Annotated in this window: 10 protein-coding genes; all 10 read right to left on the bottom strand. The window is 41.7% G+C overall.

Annotated features, from left to right (window positions below):
• Positions 1 to 1,051: 1,051 nt before the first annotated feature.
• A complete protein-coding gene (gene glgX, locus M5U24_RS02475) occupies positions 1,052 to 3,220 on the bottom strand; it encodes a glycogen debranching protein GlgX (RefSeq protein ID WP_197705305.1) in 2,169 nt (722 codons plus the stop codon).
• A gap of 103 nt (positions 3,221 to 3,323) precedes the next feature.
• Positions 3,324 to 4,943: an HD domain-containing phosphohydrolase gene (locus M5U24_RS02470; RefSeq protein ID WP_099323755.1), complete on the bottom strand. Its 1,620-nt coding sequence runs from the start codon at positions 4,941 to 4,943 to the stop codon at positions 3,324 to 3,326.
• A 126-nt stretch (positions 4,944 to 5,069) separates the two neighbouring features.
• Complete coding sequence (locus M5U24_RS02465; protein WP_099323756.1) at positions 5,070 to 5,297, bottom strand: heavy metal-binding domain-containing protein; 228 nt, start codon at positions 5,295 to 5,297, stop codon at positions 5,070 to 5,072.
• A gap of 238 nt (positions 5,298 to 5,535) precedes the next feature.
• On the bottom strand, positions 5,536 to 7,389 hold the full coding sequence (locus tag M5U24_RS02460; protein ID WP_099323757.1) for a multiheme c-type cytochrome: 1,854 nt from the start codon (positions 7,387 to 7,389) through the stop codon (positions 5,536 to 5,538).
• 67 nt (positions 7,390 to 7,456) lie between these two features.
• Positions 7,457 to 8,791: a TolC family protein gene (locus tag M5U24_RS02455; protein ID WP_169702940.1), complete on the bottom strand. Its 1,335-nt coding sequence runs from the start codon at positions 8,789 to 8,791 to the stop codon at positions 7,457 to 7,459.
• 64 nt (positions 8,792 to 8,855) lie between these two features.
• Complete coding sequence (locus M5U24_RS02450; protein ID WP_099323759.1) at positions 8,856 to 9,854, bottom strand: M56 family metallopeptidase; 999 nt, start codon at positions 9,852 to 9,854, stop codon at positions 8,856 to 8,858.
• Entirely contained in the window at positions 9,844 to 10,278 is a 435-nt protein-coding gene (locus M5U24_RS02445; RefSeq protein ID WP_157820306.1) for a BlaI/MecI/CopY family transcriptional regulator, read from the bottom strand. The genes M5U24_RS02450 and M5U24_RS02445 overlap by 11 nt, the downstream gene beginning before the upstream one ends.
• Before the next feature lie 509 nt (positions 10,279 to 10,787).
• Entirely contained in the window at positions 10,788 to 11,978 is a 1,191-nt protein-coding gene (gene lpxB / locus M5U24_RS02440; RefSeq protein WP_157820307.1) for a lipid-A-disaccharide synthase, read from the bottom strand.
• Positions 11,979 to 12,265: 287 nt separating this feature from the next.
• A complete protein-coding gene (locus tag M5U24_RS02435; protein WP_099323762.1) occupies positions 12,266 to 13,489 on the bottom strand; it encodes a DEAD/DEAH box helicase in 1,224 nt (407 codons plus the stop codon).
• A gap of 433 nt (positions 13,490 to 13,922) precedes the next feature.
• Positions 13,923 to 16,442 carry a glycogen/starch/alpha-glucan phosphorylase gene (locus M5U24_RS02430; protein WP_099323763.1) on the bottom strand — a complete coding sequence of 840 codons (2,520 nt, stop codon included), beginning with the start codon at positions 16,440 to 16,442 and terminating at the stop codon, positions 13,923 to 13,925.
• Between the last annotated feature and the right edge of the window lie 402 nt (positions 16,443 to 16,844).

The following is a 16,844-nucleotide window of genomic DNA, read 5'->3' as shown; positions in this document are numbered from 1 at the left end:
ATCTGCACAATCTTTAATATTAAATATCTCAAATTTATAAGGCTATCGGCATCCGATGTACAAATGTGGATGCCCTTGATACCATGGGGAAAAACACAACGATTGCACCTAAAATGCTTAACATTGATAGATGTTTTTTTGTTAACATAAAACATCTCCTTTGGGAAATTTATAAACGACACAATTGTTTTACACATTGTAAAACTATCACAAGTTTTATGCAGTGTCAAATATAATTTTATAATTGGAAAATAGTTTTAAATAAATTTTAATACACGAGGCAGGTTATTGTCTGTATGGTATTAACTTCCCGAATATAGCGTCATTAATATCTATGCAACAAGGTCTTCCTGGCAGAAGACATATACACAAACACAAATTTACTGATTTGAAATAAGCACAAATTAATTGTTGCAAAATATTTGATAAATGCATCAATTAATTTGATCTTCACATGTATAAGGAATTTCAATTCTTTCGTTATGTTTTAAAACACTCTACAGGAAATCCCTTTTAAGTATGATATATGTTATCGTTTAGATGAAGGTTAATACAAAGGCCAATCCAGTGAATTTTTAATAGCCATGCAAAACGTTGTTTTAAGAAACAAGGCTATTGTTTTTATTGTATCGAACCTAAAGTAAATACTGCTTTTTAAAACATATTTTAGCAGCTTTTTTGTTCAGAGATTTTTCTATTTCTTTCAATTCCTTATCTCTCTAAAGAATAAAATTGTTTAAATCTGTTATTGAATTTCCTATGCTACACAAGACAACAGAGGCTGGAATAATAAGCAACTTCATGATACCTATTATTATTCTTTATTTTTTAAATTTAAGATACTTCATCTATTTTGTATTCATCGGTTAGGCCAATGATGAGTAATATATTCCGTTGCTTCCTGAACATGCAGTTCACGGGTACCCCCCCTCCTGTACGATGACAAAATTTTACATCATTACATTCCCGGTAATATACAGGTCGCGAAGAAGGTTCAATAATGATATGACAAATTTCTTTAGCCTCTAAGATGTGATGTATATTCACCATTTCAGGCAAGAGGCGATGACCTCCTTTCCTCAACTAATTGAAGCAATACAAGGGATCGTGCTTCAAGGCTGTAAAGTTCTCCACCCTTCATTAGTTGTATGCTTCTCTTTCCCGTTGCTTCCCGCGTGTCTATAAGTGTCTTCCACTGTATTTTTGGATTATGCGCCGGCAAAACGAAAGAGATAGATTCATGATGAACGTTCATTAAAATCAACAGTGTGTCATCTACAATTTGTTTTCCACGTTCATCAACTTCTTCTATTGCATAACCGGCCAGGCAGAGCGCTAAAGAGTGGGTACTAGGATTATTCCAGTCCTCATCGGTCATTTCCTTCCCATCAGGCCGGAACCATGTAAGGTCTTTTACCTCTGAGCCGGTAATCTTTCGTCCCTGAAAAAAGTGCCGCCGCCTCATGACAGGATGTTGATGGCGTAGTTGAGTTAGGAGACGGGTGAATTCCAGGAGTTCCTGCCGCGGTTTATCCAGATCCCAGTCTATCCATGAAATCTCATTGTCCTGACAATATGCATTATTGTTACCCTTTTGGGTACGGCCTATTTCATCTCCTGCCAGCAACATGGGTACCCCCTGTGATAGTATAAGGGTGGCAATAAAATTGCGTTTTTGCCGCTCTCGTAATTTTGCGACTTCCTGGTTGTCGGTTGGTCCTTCTATTCCACAATTCCAGCTCAGGTTGTAATCTGTTCCATCCTTGTTTCCCTCTCCGTTAGCCTCATTATGCTTTTCATTATAACTAACGAGGTCGTGAAGACAGAATCCATCGTGTGCCGTTATAAAGTTTATGCTGGCATATGGCCTTCGGCCTCCGTGCTCGTAAAGATCACTGCTCCCTGTCAGACGATAGGCAAGATTCCCTGCTACACCTTTATCACCATGCCAGAATTGTCTCACCGTATCACGATATTTTCCGTTCCATTCCGTCCAGAGGATGGGAAAATTTCCTACCTGGTAACCTCCTGGCCCCAGGTCCCATGGTTCGGCAATAAGTTTGACTTGCGACAACACCGGGTCCTGATGGATTATATCGAAGAAGGCGCCAAGCCGGTCTACTTCATGAAGCTCGCGTGCCAGGGCAGACGCCATGTCAAAACGGAACCCGTCAACGTGCATTTCCAGCACCCAATACCGTAAGCTGTCCATAATAAGTTGAAGTACACGCGGGTGTATCATATTCGGCATATTTCCGCATCCTGTGTAATCCACATAATAGCGCTTGTTGTCTGATGCAAGGTGGTAATAATTGGCGTTGTCTATTCCGCGAAAAGAAAGAGTTGGCCCCAGATGATTTCCTTCAGCAGTATGATTGTATACCACATCGAGAATGACCTCTATACCTTCGCGGTGGAAGGTTTTAACCATGGTCTTAAACTCATTAACCTGCTCTCCCATTATACCGGAACCGGAATAACGCGCCGCCGGAGCGAAAAATCCTATAGAATTGTAACCCCAGTAATTAGAAAGACCGCGTCCGATGAGATCTTTTTCATCCACGAAATGGTGTACCGGCATTAATTCAACTGCGGTAATTTTCAGTGAATGAAGGTAATCTATTACCGCATGGCATGTCAGGCCGGCATACGTCCCTTGCAGTTCTTTTGGTACACCAGGATGTTGTTTCGTAAAGCCTTTCACATGCAGCTCATAAATCAGGGTCTTATGCCATGGAGTGCCAGGGGACACATCATCTCCCCATGTAAATGCGGGATCAACGACAACACACCTGGGGATATTAGGCGCACTGTCTCCATCGTCTTTGGAAAGATCAGCTTCCTTGTGCCCCGGTGTATAGCCAAACAGCGCATCACTCCAGCAGATGGTTCCAGAGATCGCCTTGGCGTATGGATCCAGTAAAAGTTTGGCCGGATTAAACCTGTGACCTGACTTAGGTTCATAGGGACCATAAACACGGTATCCATAAAGTTGACCCGGGCGCACTGTGGGTAGATAGGTATGCCAGACCTGATCGGTGTGATGAGCCATCCGGATACGGGCTACTTCATGATTTCCGTCCTGTCCATCGAATAGACACAATTCCACACCCGTGGCATTCTCTGAGAAGAGCGAGAAGTTAACCCCCGCTCCATCCCAGGTAGCGCCAAGCGGATACGCTTTACCTGGCCATTCAGTCATATGTGTAATTTCGTTCATAGCTTATATTCTCAGAAACTAACCATGTTATTCCACTGGCCGAACAAAGGGCGCCAATGCTCCTCTGGGCTTATACCTGGTTCTTACAGTATGTAAATACTTTTTATTTAAAACCTTTGGGTACTTTTATATTAATATTTTCAGAGACGCTAATCCCCTTGAATTCCTTTTCGATTTCTAAAAAAGCATCCACAATATCGGGATCGAAGTGCTCGCCGCTATCAGACTCTATACGTTTAACTGTCTCTTCGTGTGATAAGGGTTCTTTATAAGTCCTTTTTGATCTCATTGCATCATAGACATCGCACACAGCAAAGATCCTTGCCTCCAGAGGAATTTGCAGCCCCTTTAAGCCTTCCGGGTATCCTTTACCATTATATTTTTCATGATGATACGCACAGATGTTTCTGCCCAGAATAAGAAACGATTGCTTCAGTTTGAATGTATCAATAGCATCCTGAAGTACCTGTTTCCCTATACGGGGGTGTTCCGCCATTTCTTTGTATTCTTCGTCCGATAGCATTGTTTTTTTCAATAAGATGGCATCCCGTATTCCCACTTTTCCTATGTCATGTAAGGATGCTGCATCATACAGGTCTTCAAGAAATTCGTTCTTGAGTATTTTCCGGTACTTTTTTTTCTTTCGCAACTGCCTTGCAAGTATTATGGTATAATTTCTTGTCCTTTCTAAATGATCCCCTGTTTCCTGGTCTCTGATTTCGGTAAGTCTTACCAGAGAAAATATAATAGCCTTCTGCGCCTCTATCAACGCCCAGAATCTTGAGAAATTTATATAGCCAATAACCAATATAAGACAAATAAATAATGCCAGGAGCAGGACGGAGACCCATATCAATCGTTGTAAACCTGCCTTTAGTAAAGGATGGCTGTGGAACATAGCCACTATGAATCTCTTACCTGGAAGGAACTCCACCGTTGCATAGTGGATAGTTTCTACATCCGAAAGATATAACCACCCGGAACTATCATGGAAAATATAATCCGACGTAGCAAAGTTAACAGATCCGTCCTGTTTTAAAGATATGATATTTCCTTCTTCAGTTTGAATAAACATATTTTTAGGGAGGACTTCAAGCACTTCTGAAAAAGATATGTCTAAAATCAAAATCCCATTTTTCTCGTTTTCAGAATTAAACAGAGGGGTCGCAAAACTTATCACCGAAATGCACGGGCCATCCGCCTTTTCCTGATCAATAGTTACACCTATTGGTGACGAACACATTTGATCCTTGTCGAGCTTCATAGTTTCTTGAAAATGGGGATGATGCCTGTGGTCTCGCAGATCAGAGTCAGGAACAATAATGGTTGTATCATCCTGATGTTTATTGATCCTGACAATCTCATGTCCTGAAGCATCGATAATTTTGATTTGAGAATATTTTTTATATACCCTTGCAAAGTCGCGGAATATTTTCTCCTCAATTTTTTTATAATGGCTGGATTCAAAATCACTATCTGCGTAATCCTTAGTATTTGGCAAATCTCTGAGAAATAGCAAATTCTGTGCAGACCAGGAAAAATATTCTTCGATTATTTTCTTGCCTGAAACCAATTGTGCAGTGGTTTTCCCGTGTTGCCATTTTGCCTCTCTTTCATATATCTGACTGCTACCAACATATAGAACTGTCCCAAAAAGTATAAAGAGAAGGATGGTAATTGATAAAAACATCACGTTTTGTTTTATGACATTCCTATTCAACATAATATATCTTGATTATTTGTTTGTTTCCTTTCTGAGATTACCATCATTTTGTTTCCACTGTTTCCCGACTCATATTTTTGCACTGCACAGTAAGACTTTCATACATTAAACTATTATCACAAAATATTACTGTTCGTGCTTATGGCCGTAATGATGGTTATGCCCATCGTTATGGTGGTTTACTTCCATTTTTGCCAAATCCATCCCACACACAGGACATTTTCCAGGCTCATCGCTTTTACTGCCTTCATGTTTCATGTGGCAAAGATAACTATCCTCTATGCCATGTTCTGCCTCCATATATTCATAATTTTCATGGGCAGTTTCTGCACTGTGATGATGATCATGACTCATGTGCTTCCCCTGTTCCCGGAGTGATTGTACATAGGCATAAACTATTATTATATAGTACAGTGTGTATGGTAATATGAGACATTACCTAGTATAGCGTTTCATTAAAATATCTACATTGATACCGTCATTGCGAGCGACAGCGAAGCAATCTTAAGTCTTTTGGGAACAAGAGATTGCTTCGTCACGCCACTCCCCGCAATGACATTTTTTTTCGTACACCTTTTAGCGAAACGATTTACTAGTCTTTTTCCTCCCACTCATACCAACGTTCCACTCCATAATCTGTATCAGTTGAATGACAACCGGCACAGGAATTTGTAATCACGGTACCAGAACTGTTTTGAATACCGTTAGCCGTATTATTATCAGCCATCGCTTTGCTGGCGTATGGTTTGATAATATCAAAGACATGAGAAGATATGTCATTATTTACTGCGCTCTTTGCAGTTTTTGGCATATGACAACCTGTACAAAGGCTTCCACCAGGGCTGGAAGAACTGAATTCATGTTTTGCATGTCTGTTTTGTACTTCACCATCTTTCTCAATGGTCTCCGCAAAATCATCATGGCATGTAATGCAGATCTTATTATTGTCACTTCTCTTGCGTAATTGAGGTGTGCCTGCCTCGCCCGTAACGTGAGGTTCATGACACTGATAACATTTCTGTCCTGCATAGTTGTAATGATGACTCTTAATGAAATCCTGATATTGTTGACGATGTTTCTTGGAATGGTTATTCTCTGAGGCATTCTCACCTAAAGAACCGGCGTCATTATCATTCCAATAACCAGCCGTTGGATTGCCGTCGGCGTCTGTTTCCTCTATATAGTCCGCCAGTACCTTACCTGGTATAAATGGTGTAATCTCATCGCCATTGATAATAGAGGGATATTCTGTCTCAAAGTCGGCGCTATTTTCACCGTCCTTGTTTTTTACACGAACGTGACATTGCCCGCAAACTTCATTGCCACGATCTGAGGCCAGGTATTTCGGGTTAACGATATGCCTGGCTTTTCCACCTCCTTCAGATACGTGTAATTCGCCAGGCCCGTGACAGCTTTCACACGATATGCCCAGTTCCTTTGAATTAGAAACAAATTCTCCGTTGACATTTTGTGTAATATCCAATCCCGTTACGTGACAGCCCTCGCAATTCTGTTCAAAAGATTTTTCTTTATTCGGAGGAGTATCTTCGTCTGTTGTTATTAACGTGCCGTCATTGTTATACCATGTGCTTGCTTCGTAAGAAACCCAGGCTGCATCGGGATTACTTTGGTCTGCATTTCTATTATTATATTGTATGGGCAATATATAATGACTATCTCCTGTTTTTACGTGATACCTCTGTTTTCCTGCAAAGGAAACGCCTCCATGAGTTCTGACTACGGTATATGTGACGGAAATAGCCTCATTGGTCAAATCATAGAGGGTGACTTTATAGTCGCCTCCACTGATAAATGCCCTGAAGGCAACTTTGCCATCATCCGTGGTCATAAAATTTCCACTGAATGGAGCAACAACTGTATCAGATGCCGGCGTCTGGATGGTTTTTGCGTGAGCCGTTTCCTGCCAATCCTTATTGTCAGGATGGCAGCCCAGGCATACCGTACTCCCTACATATTCAGAGTCCGGGTGGGACGAGGAAGAAAGTTTTATTTTAACACTCTTTTTCTTCCCTGATTTTACCTTTACACTAAATTTATCATTGGGTAAATAAAACTCATCAGATAAAGGTGTAGCTCTGACAATGTATTTACCGGGCGCAAGGTTTTTAATCTTAAACTTTCCCTTTTTGTTTGTGGTAGCCATGTCCTCAAAGGCTGACCCGTAAGCCGTTTCCTCTGTAAGTGTCTGGATGCTGATCGTTATATCTGTTAAAGGTTGCCCGTCGGTACTGGTTACCTTGCCAACTATTTTTCCTGTTTCTTTAGACGTGCTTTTTTGTAGAAAAATGCTATTTGAGCCGTTTGCCGAAGACAAAGCCATCGGCGTCATCTGATATACAAAAGCGGATGCCCCTGATACCATTGGGAAAGACACAACAATGGCAATTAAAACACTTAGCATTGATAGATGTTTTCTTATTAACATAAAAACCCTCCTCCATTGCTTTTACATAACGCAGAAGCAATCTTTAAATAATATATTCTGGAATAATTCACTGCGATAGTTGTATCCCCACTGCCCTTTCAAGATTTGCCAGATTTGTTTCATAATCAACTACCGATTTATAATACTGAAGCTGTGAATCTAAAAGCACTCGCTGACTGTCAATCAGGCTGAGAAAATCGATGATATCCGCTTCATAGCCGATTTGCGCCGCTTTAAGCGCTTGTTCCGCCTGGGGAATAACGCCAGTTTTGAAAAGATTTACCGTGCTTTTCGATGATTGTAATCTGACGAAATAATCTTTTACTTCGAAAAGCGTCTTATTATTAATATACCGGTGCTCTGATCTGGAGGCAGAAAGAGCCTCATTTGCTTCCTCCACCCTGGCGCGGTTCTTCGGCCATAACCATGGTATATTAATCGTAATAGAAGACGCCCACGCATCCGGGTTTCCGTCATTCTGCATATATTCAACCATAGGTTCAAAGTCCATAAAGTAATAGTCTTTTCTTGAAAGTTTTAGCTGTGCCTCATCCCTTTTGATTGCGTGGTCATATTTCTTTAGTTCAGGCCTGTTGTTTGAAGCAAGGTTTTCCAACCCTTCTAACGTTACATCCAAATTATGTATCTCAATAAGAGGGGGATCGCCCAATGGATGCTGCGGATGCCTGTCAAGTAAAACATTCATCATGGCAACAACCGACTCTTTTTCCTTGTTCAAAACAATAAGTTCATTCGTAAGTGTTGACAACTCTACCTGTGCAGAAAGCACATCCCTTTGCGATGTTTTGCCAACGGCGTATTTTGTTTCCGCGATTTTTGAAAATTTACGAAGCAGCTCCCTGTTCTCTTCCGTAATTGCAATAGCGCGGTTTACGTAAAACAGATCATAAAAGGCGGTTTTTACCAGGGCGGTAATTTCCTGCACCTTTGCCAACAGATCTTCTTCCGCCATTTTAGATTCCTGAGTTGCTATCTTCCCTCTCATGGCAAGTTTACCGGGAAATGGAATTTTCTGAGTCACGGCGTACCGCTGTTGCAGCATGCTGGTTTGGCCGTTAATGTTGAGAGGTTGGTTGGACATATTAAAAGAACCTGCCCGAAACATGGGGTCTTCGAGTGATTTCGCCTGAGAAATTCTCGACGCGGAAGCATTTAACCGCTGACGCACAGCAATAATCTCAGGATTATGTTCCATCGCCTCATTAATTAGCCACTGTATGTTTAACGTACCGGCAGGCTTTTCTTTAGGTTTGTCAGCGCCCACTTCTTCTTTTGTCTTTGATGGGGAAGTATCACAACTCCCGGTTCGTGAAATCAGGACAAATTGGGTGAAAAAAAGTAAAATGAGTATGAACATCTTTTCGTATTTCATATTTAACATTTCGGATTTTACCATTAAATATTTTGACAAAAAATGCAAAGAAATCTCTGATAAGGTACTGAAATCACTCTTTACACGTAACCATATGACAATTACCTTCTTTGCACCCGGCTTCGCTGGTTAACAGATGTGTATGAAAATAGACGGACGAAAAAAGTATCCCTGAGAAAAAAACCGATACGACGCTTAGATAGCAAGGCATCGCAAATAATCCGCCTTTGCTGAATGATGATACTTTTGGTTCTACCAAACGGCTTATACGCTCTTCAAATGCCTGCTGTTCATTCGAAAATGAGGCTATCGCTATTTGCGTCATATGCTTTGTATTGTATCCGGACATTTTGACAAGGGCGCTTGCCAATGCAAGTGGTTCATTCATAAGCCGCAAAGCAGCATCGTCCGCAGCCTTCTCAGAGTGCATTTTATACAACCGCACAAGATAATTATTAACCGGCAGAAAGAAATGAAGCGCACAGAATATCTGCATTATCGCAAATCGTAACGGGTCCCTGTGTTTCAGATGATGAAATTCGTGAAGAACCACCGACTGTAGCTCTTTTGGGGTCAGATAAGAAAAAAGGCCGGCAGACAAACATATTTTGGGGCGAAATATGCCAAAGGTAAAGGCATTGAATATTTTCTGCCCGGATACAAATATCGGGGAGTTTTTACATGGCAGTGTATTTAATGTATCATCCCCAATCGGATACTCTTTTATGTCCGTCAAACCAAGAGAACGAAACAGACTGCGGTTTATAGTAAAGAGTAAAAACGCCTTATAAAAAGCCCTGCCGACGCCAACGAAATAAATACCCATACAAAGAAAATAAAACAACAGACACAGCGTATAAAAGCTGAAAAGGCAATTCAGACAAATACTTCCACAACAAGTTGCAGAGTGGTACGTGTTAAAAATCCCTTTTATATAGCTGTTAACACTCACCAGAATGCCGGCAACAAAAGCAGAGGCAATGATGCTGTTTATCAACAAAAAAAGAGCAAAACACTTATCAGCATTCTTTTGCTGATTATTAGAAACGTTCTCTCCCCCTTTATTTTCCATTGATTTGCTCTTTCTTAAGCGATTGTTTCTTGGATTCTATGAGTTGCGAAAAATATTCCATCTTGTCCGGATTTAACTGCGACATGCATTCAACAAAATGAACCATTGCGGCTTTTAGCGACAGACCTGAAATCCCCTCAACAACAGCCTTCGACACCATCTCATAAAACTGTTCCTTACTATACAAAGGTTTATACAGGAAGGCCTTCTTTTCCCTTCTTCTGGTCAAAAGCCCCTTTTTCGTCATCCGGTTGGTGACAGTAATCACGGTCGAATAAGAAACACTCCTCTCCTGAGGAAACGATTCCAGGATATCCTTCACGCTGCCCTCACCCTTCATCCACAATGCATTCATAATATCTTCTTCCAGTTTCCCCAGTACCTGATTCAGCCCTTTCCTGAAAGGATTAAAATTAAATTTCAACAGCTTCCCCTCCACATTTTGCATTAATTTTGCATTAATTAGTGTTATAGAATCTTAAGTGTATTGACACAATAATAAGCCCTTTTGGGCAAATCATTGTCAATTGAAATTATTATATTCTACACCATGTAAAAGATGCAAGATTTTTTTTAGTTTTATGTAATGGGACGAGCCTCGTCGCACTACGCCGAAGGCCTAACTCCATTCTCGTTCCCAAGTTCCGACTTGGGAACGTACGTGCCCTGGAAGCTCCTGCTTCCATTTAATAACAAATATTGGGATCAAAAGACGCCTTTTGTAAACCGAATGTTTCCCTTTTGCGTCCAAACCCATCTTCATATCCGAGACTCCTTTTGTCAAAATACGAAGCAGCCTGGCAAACTATCAGATATATTTTTGACAGATATCTGCCCTCTATATACAAACCGAAGCTGGCATAGCCAGAAGCAAACAAGCACGAGATAAAAAACACGAAGCACGAAATACGAAAAATGCGCTTGTTTAGAATGTCAGATCATTTTGTCATTAGAATTTGTTTCGGATTTCACAATTACAGGCTGTGTTTCCTGCCTGAGAAAACGGAATATTTCTTCCGCCGCACGTTCAGATGCTCCTGGTTTTCCTATATCATCCATGAGTGAGCGTAGGTTTTCAATACACAGGTGTCTTTTTTGGTTATTCCTGAGCAATTCTATTGCCTGATTGGCCAGCCTGGAATAATTGTTACTGCACATGAGCGTTTCCGGAACAATCATCTTGTTTGCCAATATGTTTACCAGTCCGATATAAGGGGTGGTAAGGAACGGCCTGGCAATAAAATAAGCGAATGGTGAAATTTTATAAACAATAAGCATTGGTGTATGGTAATAGGCAATTTGCAGTGTAACAGTTCCAGAGCCGGCAAGGCAGATATCGGAAGACTGAATTATCTTGCGAACACAGCCAACGATAATTTCGGCGGGAAGATGAGATGCTTCTACTATTAAACGAATAAGAGAGAAATACTGTTCGCTGGTACAGGAAACGAGGATTTTTATGGAAGGGATGGTCTGTTTTATTTGTTTTGCTGCCCGGAGCAATAGCGGCAGCAGTCGGATAATTTCCTGTTTTCTGCTTCCGGGAAGCAGGGAAACGATGTACTCCCCCACTTGTTTTTCTTCCATCGAAAGGTGATTATTGATGCGTCGTTCCCTGTCTAATTCATCAAACAATGGGTGTCCAACATACGTGACCGGCAGTCCGGAAGTTTCATAAAAAGATTTTTCAAATGGATAGATGACGATTAAGAAGTCGACCAGTTTCCTTAGTTTTTTTATTCGCCATGGCCCGTGCGCCCATAATTGTGGAGTAATGTAATAAATTACCGGTATTTTTAATTTTTTTGCTGCCCTCGCAAGCTGGAAATTGAAACCGCAATAATCAATTAAGATGACGGCGCAAGGGGTTTCATGTTGAAAAAAGCGAACGCAATCTTTTTTCATGCGCAAAAAAGCGGATAATTCTGTCAAGGCGTGAAGCCACATGAGTGATTTTGTTTTCATATCGCAAAGACAATGCAGGCCCGCTTCATTCATACGTTCTTTCCCCAAACCATAAAAGGTGATATTGGGATTTTTCTTAAGGAGGCTGCGCATCAGATTTGCTCCGTGGATATCCCCGGAGGATTCTCCCGCGCTGATAAATATCTTATAATTGTTCATACGTTTGAAAATGTGAATGTGTAATAGTTTATGGAGATGGTAACACTTTGGTCTTTTGAAACTGGAAATTGTCATTTGTAGTGCGACGAACCTCGTCGCACTACATGAATTTAGTGGGCTTAGTAACACCTTAGTCTTTTGAAAAAGTAAGGGCGAAGCATTTGCCCGCTTGGGTGTGAACGCATTTATGACAATTTACAGCAAATGCTTCGCCCCTACATTGCTATTATTGGAATTTTTCAAAAAGCCAAATTGTTACCAATCATTTCATTTTCAGGCAGAGCGTATTATCCTTGCCCTTCGCTTTCCTTTTCTGGTATTTTCCTGTCTTGCAATGGCGCAGGTGAAGGGGTATTTATTTTCTTTCGGGGTATTCGTTGGCGTGATCTGGCTTCTTCATTAAAAGGGTTTTTTCCTATCCAACAGGGAGAGATTTTCCTGCTGGAAATAACTTTACTGAGGAGCGAAAGGTCCTTTTTTGCAACCAGGGTAAAGGCTATTCCCTTCCTTCCCATACGGCCTGCACGTCCTGTACGATGCGTATATTGCTCACCATCTCTTGGCATATCCCAATTAATCACATGCGATACATGAGAAAAGTCAAGCCCCCTTCCCGCAACGTCGCTCGCAATAAGGTAGCGGATTTTTTGGCTTCTAAATCTGCGAATAATTGATGAACGCTTGTCCTGTGCGAGTCCGGCGTGCATATACTCAATATCATGAAAATCTTTCCTAAGCAGCCGAAACAGAGAGTCAACCATGTGCCGTGCATTACAGAAGATAAGCGCCTGGTTCACCTCCTCGCCCTTGAGATATTTAACGAGTTCTTCATGCTTTTGTTTCGGGTTGACATAAGAAAAATAATGTTCAATGCTTTCCGGTGCAGATCTCTTTGTAACAAGCGATATATACTGGGGTTCATGCAAACAGTCTTGTGTAAGTTTTTTTATATCATCGGGCATCGTTGCGGAAAAAAGCAGTGTTTGATGTTTGTGCCGTATACATGACAAAATGAATTCGATATCCTCAAGGAATCCTACCTTTAGCAGCTCGTCCGCCTCATCAAGGATAACACATTTTATCCGTGCAAATGAAAGTATCCCTTCGTACAAAAGATCTATGAGCCGTCCTGGGGTTGCCACTAAAATATGCACTGTCTGTTTTACTCTGGCTATCTGTGCCGCCCTATCAAATCCGCCATAAACGGCATAAGGGATAACGTCCGTTTTTGCCGCTATTTTCCTGATCTCCTCCACATACTGCATACACAATTCACGAGTCGGAACAATCACAAGTCCCTGAATGGCGTCGAGGGAGGGATCAACTTTTTGAATAAGTGGGATGGCGCAGGCTGCCGTCTTTCCCGACCCAGTCTCTGCCAGGGCACATAAATCATGGCCTGCGAAGATTATAGGGTAAGTCGCCTCCTGGATGGGAGTCATTTCATTATATCCCATTTTATCGAGGGCTTTGAGGATGTCTGCAGAAAGCTCAAGGTCGCTGAATTTCATGTATAGTTATCCCCCTCCACAAGGCAATGACCGCATAAATAGAACACAATGGCATTGGGTTAATTAAAAAGTTTTTACTCATATCATTTTTTTAAATCTATCTCCTTAAACATAAACCTTAATTTTTCACAAATTAAATCTTTTCCACTTCATTATCCTGTATTTTTTCCAGCATGGGTGGTTAAGGTTGCAACCAAATGTCATTAAGTTAAAGTTGTTTGATTAAAAACAACCCCCTTTATCCCCCTTTATTAAGGGAGACTTTTGCGGCAGGTAGATTAACTTAATGACATTGGCTTGCAAACCTGAACGGGCGGGAATATCGTTAATTTTGCAGTGATTACGATGTGATTGTCCTGGCAGACCCATCAATCATAGAGAATACGTGCAATACGCCCTATACAAGAATAGTTTTAAATTCTTTAACGTTGAATTATACTGGCACCGGAGACATTTTCCATATTTCATTATTATATTCTTCTATCGTTCTGTCACTGGAAAATTTGCCGCTGCAGGCAGTATTCAAGATGCTCATCCTCGTCCATTTATTCTGATCCCGATACGCCTCTGCTACTTTTTTCTGAGCGTTGACATAACTTCTGAAATCTGCAATCGTCATCCACGGGTCGTTCGGACTGGTAAGCGAATGAATAATGCTATCAAATATTTTATATTCAAACTGGTTGAAATGGCCGCTTGTAAGTAACTGCATCACGCGAAGCAAGTCCTCGTCCGTGTGAATAATCGCATCCGGGTTATAGTTTTTTCGTAATTGGAAAACTTCTTCAGCAGTCAAACCAAAAAAAAAGAGGTTTTCATCTCCAACTTCTTTGCGAATTTCAATGTTAGCGCCGTCGAGTGTGCCGATAGTTATAGCGCCGTTCATCATGAATTTCATATTTCCCGTGCCCGAGGCTTCTTTTCCTGCCGTAGAAATTTGTTCGGAAAGGTCTGTGCCAGGGGCAATAATTTCCATGGCAGTTACAGAATAATTCGGCAAAAAAACCACTTTTAAATATTCGTGCATCTTTGGATCGGCGTTAATTACCTCCGCAACATTATTTATCAATTTAATAATGGTTTTTGCCATAAAATATCCCGAAGCGGCTTTTCCGCCAAAAAGGATGAGTCGCGGAGTCCAATTTGCATCGTCGCCACGCTTCACGCGATCATACAAATGTACCACATGGAGAATATTAAGCAATTGACGTTTATATTCATGAAAACGCTTTACCTGCACATCATACAGGGCGAATGCGTCAACCACAATACCACAACCCTGTTTTATAAGCGCCGCCAAGCGTTTTTTATTATGCATTTTTATCTCCCGCCATCGCAAGCAAAATTCCTTGTCGTTAACATAGTTTTTTAGCAGGTGTAATTGCGGTAAGTCAGTTATCCATCCATTCCCGATTTTTTCTGTGATAAGGCTGCTTAATGCCGGATTTGCCCAGCCCAGCCACCTTCGTGGAGTGACGCCATTTGTCTTATTGTTGAATTTTTCCGGCCATAGCTCATAAAAATCACGAAACAATCCTTCCGTTAATAATTTAGTATGCAGTGCCGCGACGCCGTTTACGGAGAAACTGCAGACAATAGCAAGGTGTGCCATACGGGCATATGGTTCATTGCCGTCTCCGATAATCGACATGCGCATTTGCCGTTCAATATCGCCCGGCCAACGTCGCGCCACTTCTGAGATAAAACGTGCATTAATTTCATAGATAATATCGAGCAATCGCGGCAGCAGTTCGCGGAACATACGCACCGGCCATTTTTCCAGCGCCTCAGAAAGTAAGGTATGGTTTGTATATGCCATAACGTTGTGGGTAATGTCCCATGCCTCATCCCATTCCATTCGATATTCATCCATCAGCAAGCGCATCAATTCCGCCGTTGCGATAGCGGGATGAGTGTCGTTCATTTGAAAACAGTTTTTTTCAGCAAATTCGCTAAAATCATACCCATATAGTCGCACCCAATGGCGTAACACATCCTGCAGGCTTGCTGATGCGAGAAAATATTGCTGTTTCAGGCGCAGCACCTTGCCGTTTTCACTGACGTCATTCGGGTATAAAACCATGGTAATATATTCCGCGGCGCTTTTCGCGGCAACAGATTCAGGATAACTGCCCGCGTTAAACTCTCCCAGATTAAACTCATCTGTGGCGGAAGAAGACCACAATCGCAACGTATTTACGGTTCCATTCCGGTACCCTGGTATCGCAATGTCATAGGGCGTCGCCAATACATCCTGCGTATTTACCCAACGTGCGAACAACCTTCCGTCTTCGCCGCGATAAAATTCAGTTCGTCCGCCAAAATGCACGCGGCACATGTATTCCGGACGTTCCAGCTCCCAGGGATTTCCGTAGCGCAGCCAACGGTCGGGTTCTTCCACCTGTTCGCCATTTTCTATACACTGCCGAAACATTCCGTATTCGTAACGAATCCCGTACCCCACAACCGGCAACTGCAACGTGGCGCAGCTATCAAGAAAACATGCGGCAAGCCGTCCCAGGCCCCCGTTGCCTAAACCGGCGTCGTGTTCCGCCTCGCTCACCTCTTCCAATACGTAGCCAAGTTCCTGCATGCCATGGGAAACCTCGTCAACAATGCCAAGATTGACCATGGCATTGCTCAACGTCCTCCCGGGGAGATATTCCATAGACAAATAATACGTACATTTGCATTTGCTTTCATGATAGGCATAGCGGGTCTTTTTCCAACGTTCCAATAACCGGTCACGGAGCACTAACGCCAGCGCATTATATGAATAGTGTAATAAACGACAATGCTTGTCTCGCCCCAGGGTATCACTAAAATACCGTCGATACTCTTCCCCGATATCTTTAGCGCTCATCCCTAAAGGCGGAAGCTCTGTGAGTGTAGATACTGGTTTGCTCTGTTTTAAAGTCTTATAGGGAAGGATTAGTTCTTTCCGTTTTTCCATTATTTAGATACCTCCTAACCTGGCATAGCCAGAACTAAACAGTCATTAGTCATTGGTCCACCACCTACTGCCGACTTTAGATCGCTGACTGCAGAATGAACTATTAAATATTTTGCCAAAAAATGTAAAGAAATTACACATGGCGGGTTCAAGTTTGCAACTCAATGTCATTAAGTTAAGAATTATTGTAACACTTTGGTTTTTAAAAAAACGTATTACCGATAAGTTTGTAGATAGGATACCATAACAGATCGTAGAGACAGGTTTGAAACCTGTCTCTATAATCAGGAGCGGCCTGTCTTCCTGTCAATCATATACAGGCCGCTCCTACGGAGCTATTTACCTGTTGAATTTTATTGCGCTACAAACAGACCGCCCCTAAAGGGGCTGCATTGTTTTTAA

Source organism: Candidatus Kuenenia sp., assembly GCF_027493735.1.
GTDB classification, from domain to species: Bacteria; Planctomycetota; Brocadiia; order Brocadiales; family Brocadiaceae; genus Kuenenia; species Kuenenia stuttgartiensis_A.
Note: the sequence above shows the minus strand (reverse complement) of the source record. Positions and strands in the feature narration are given on the sequence as shown.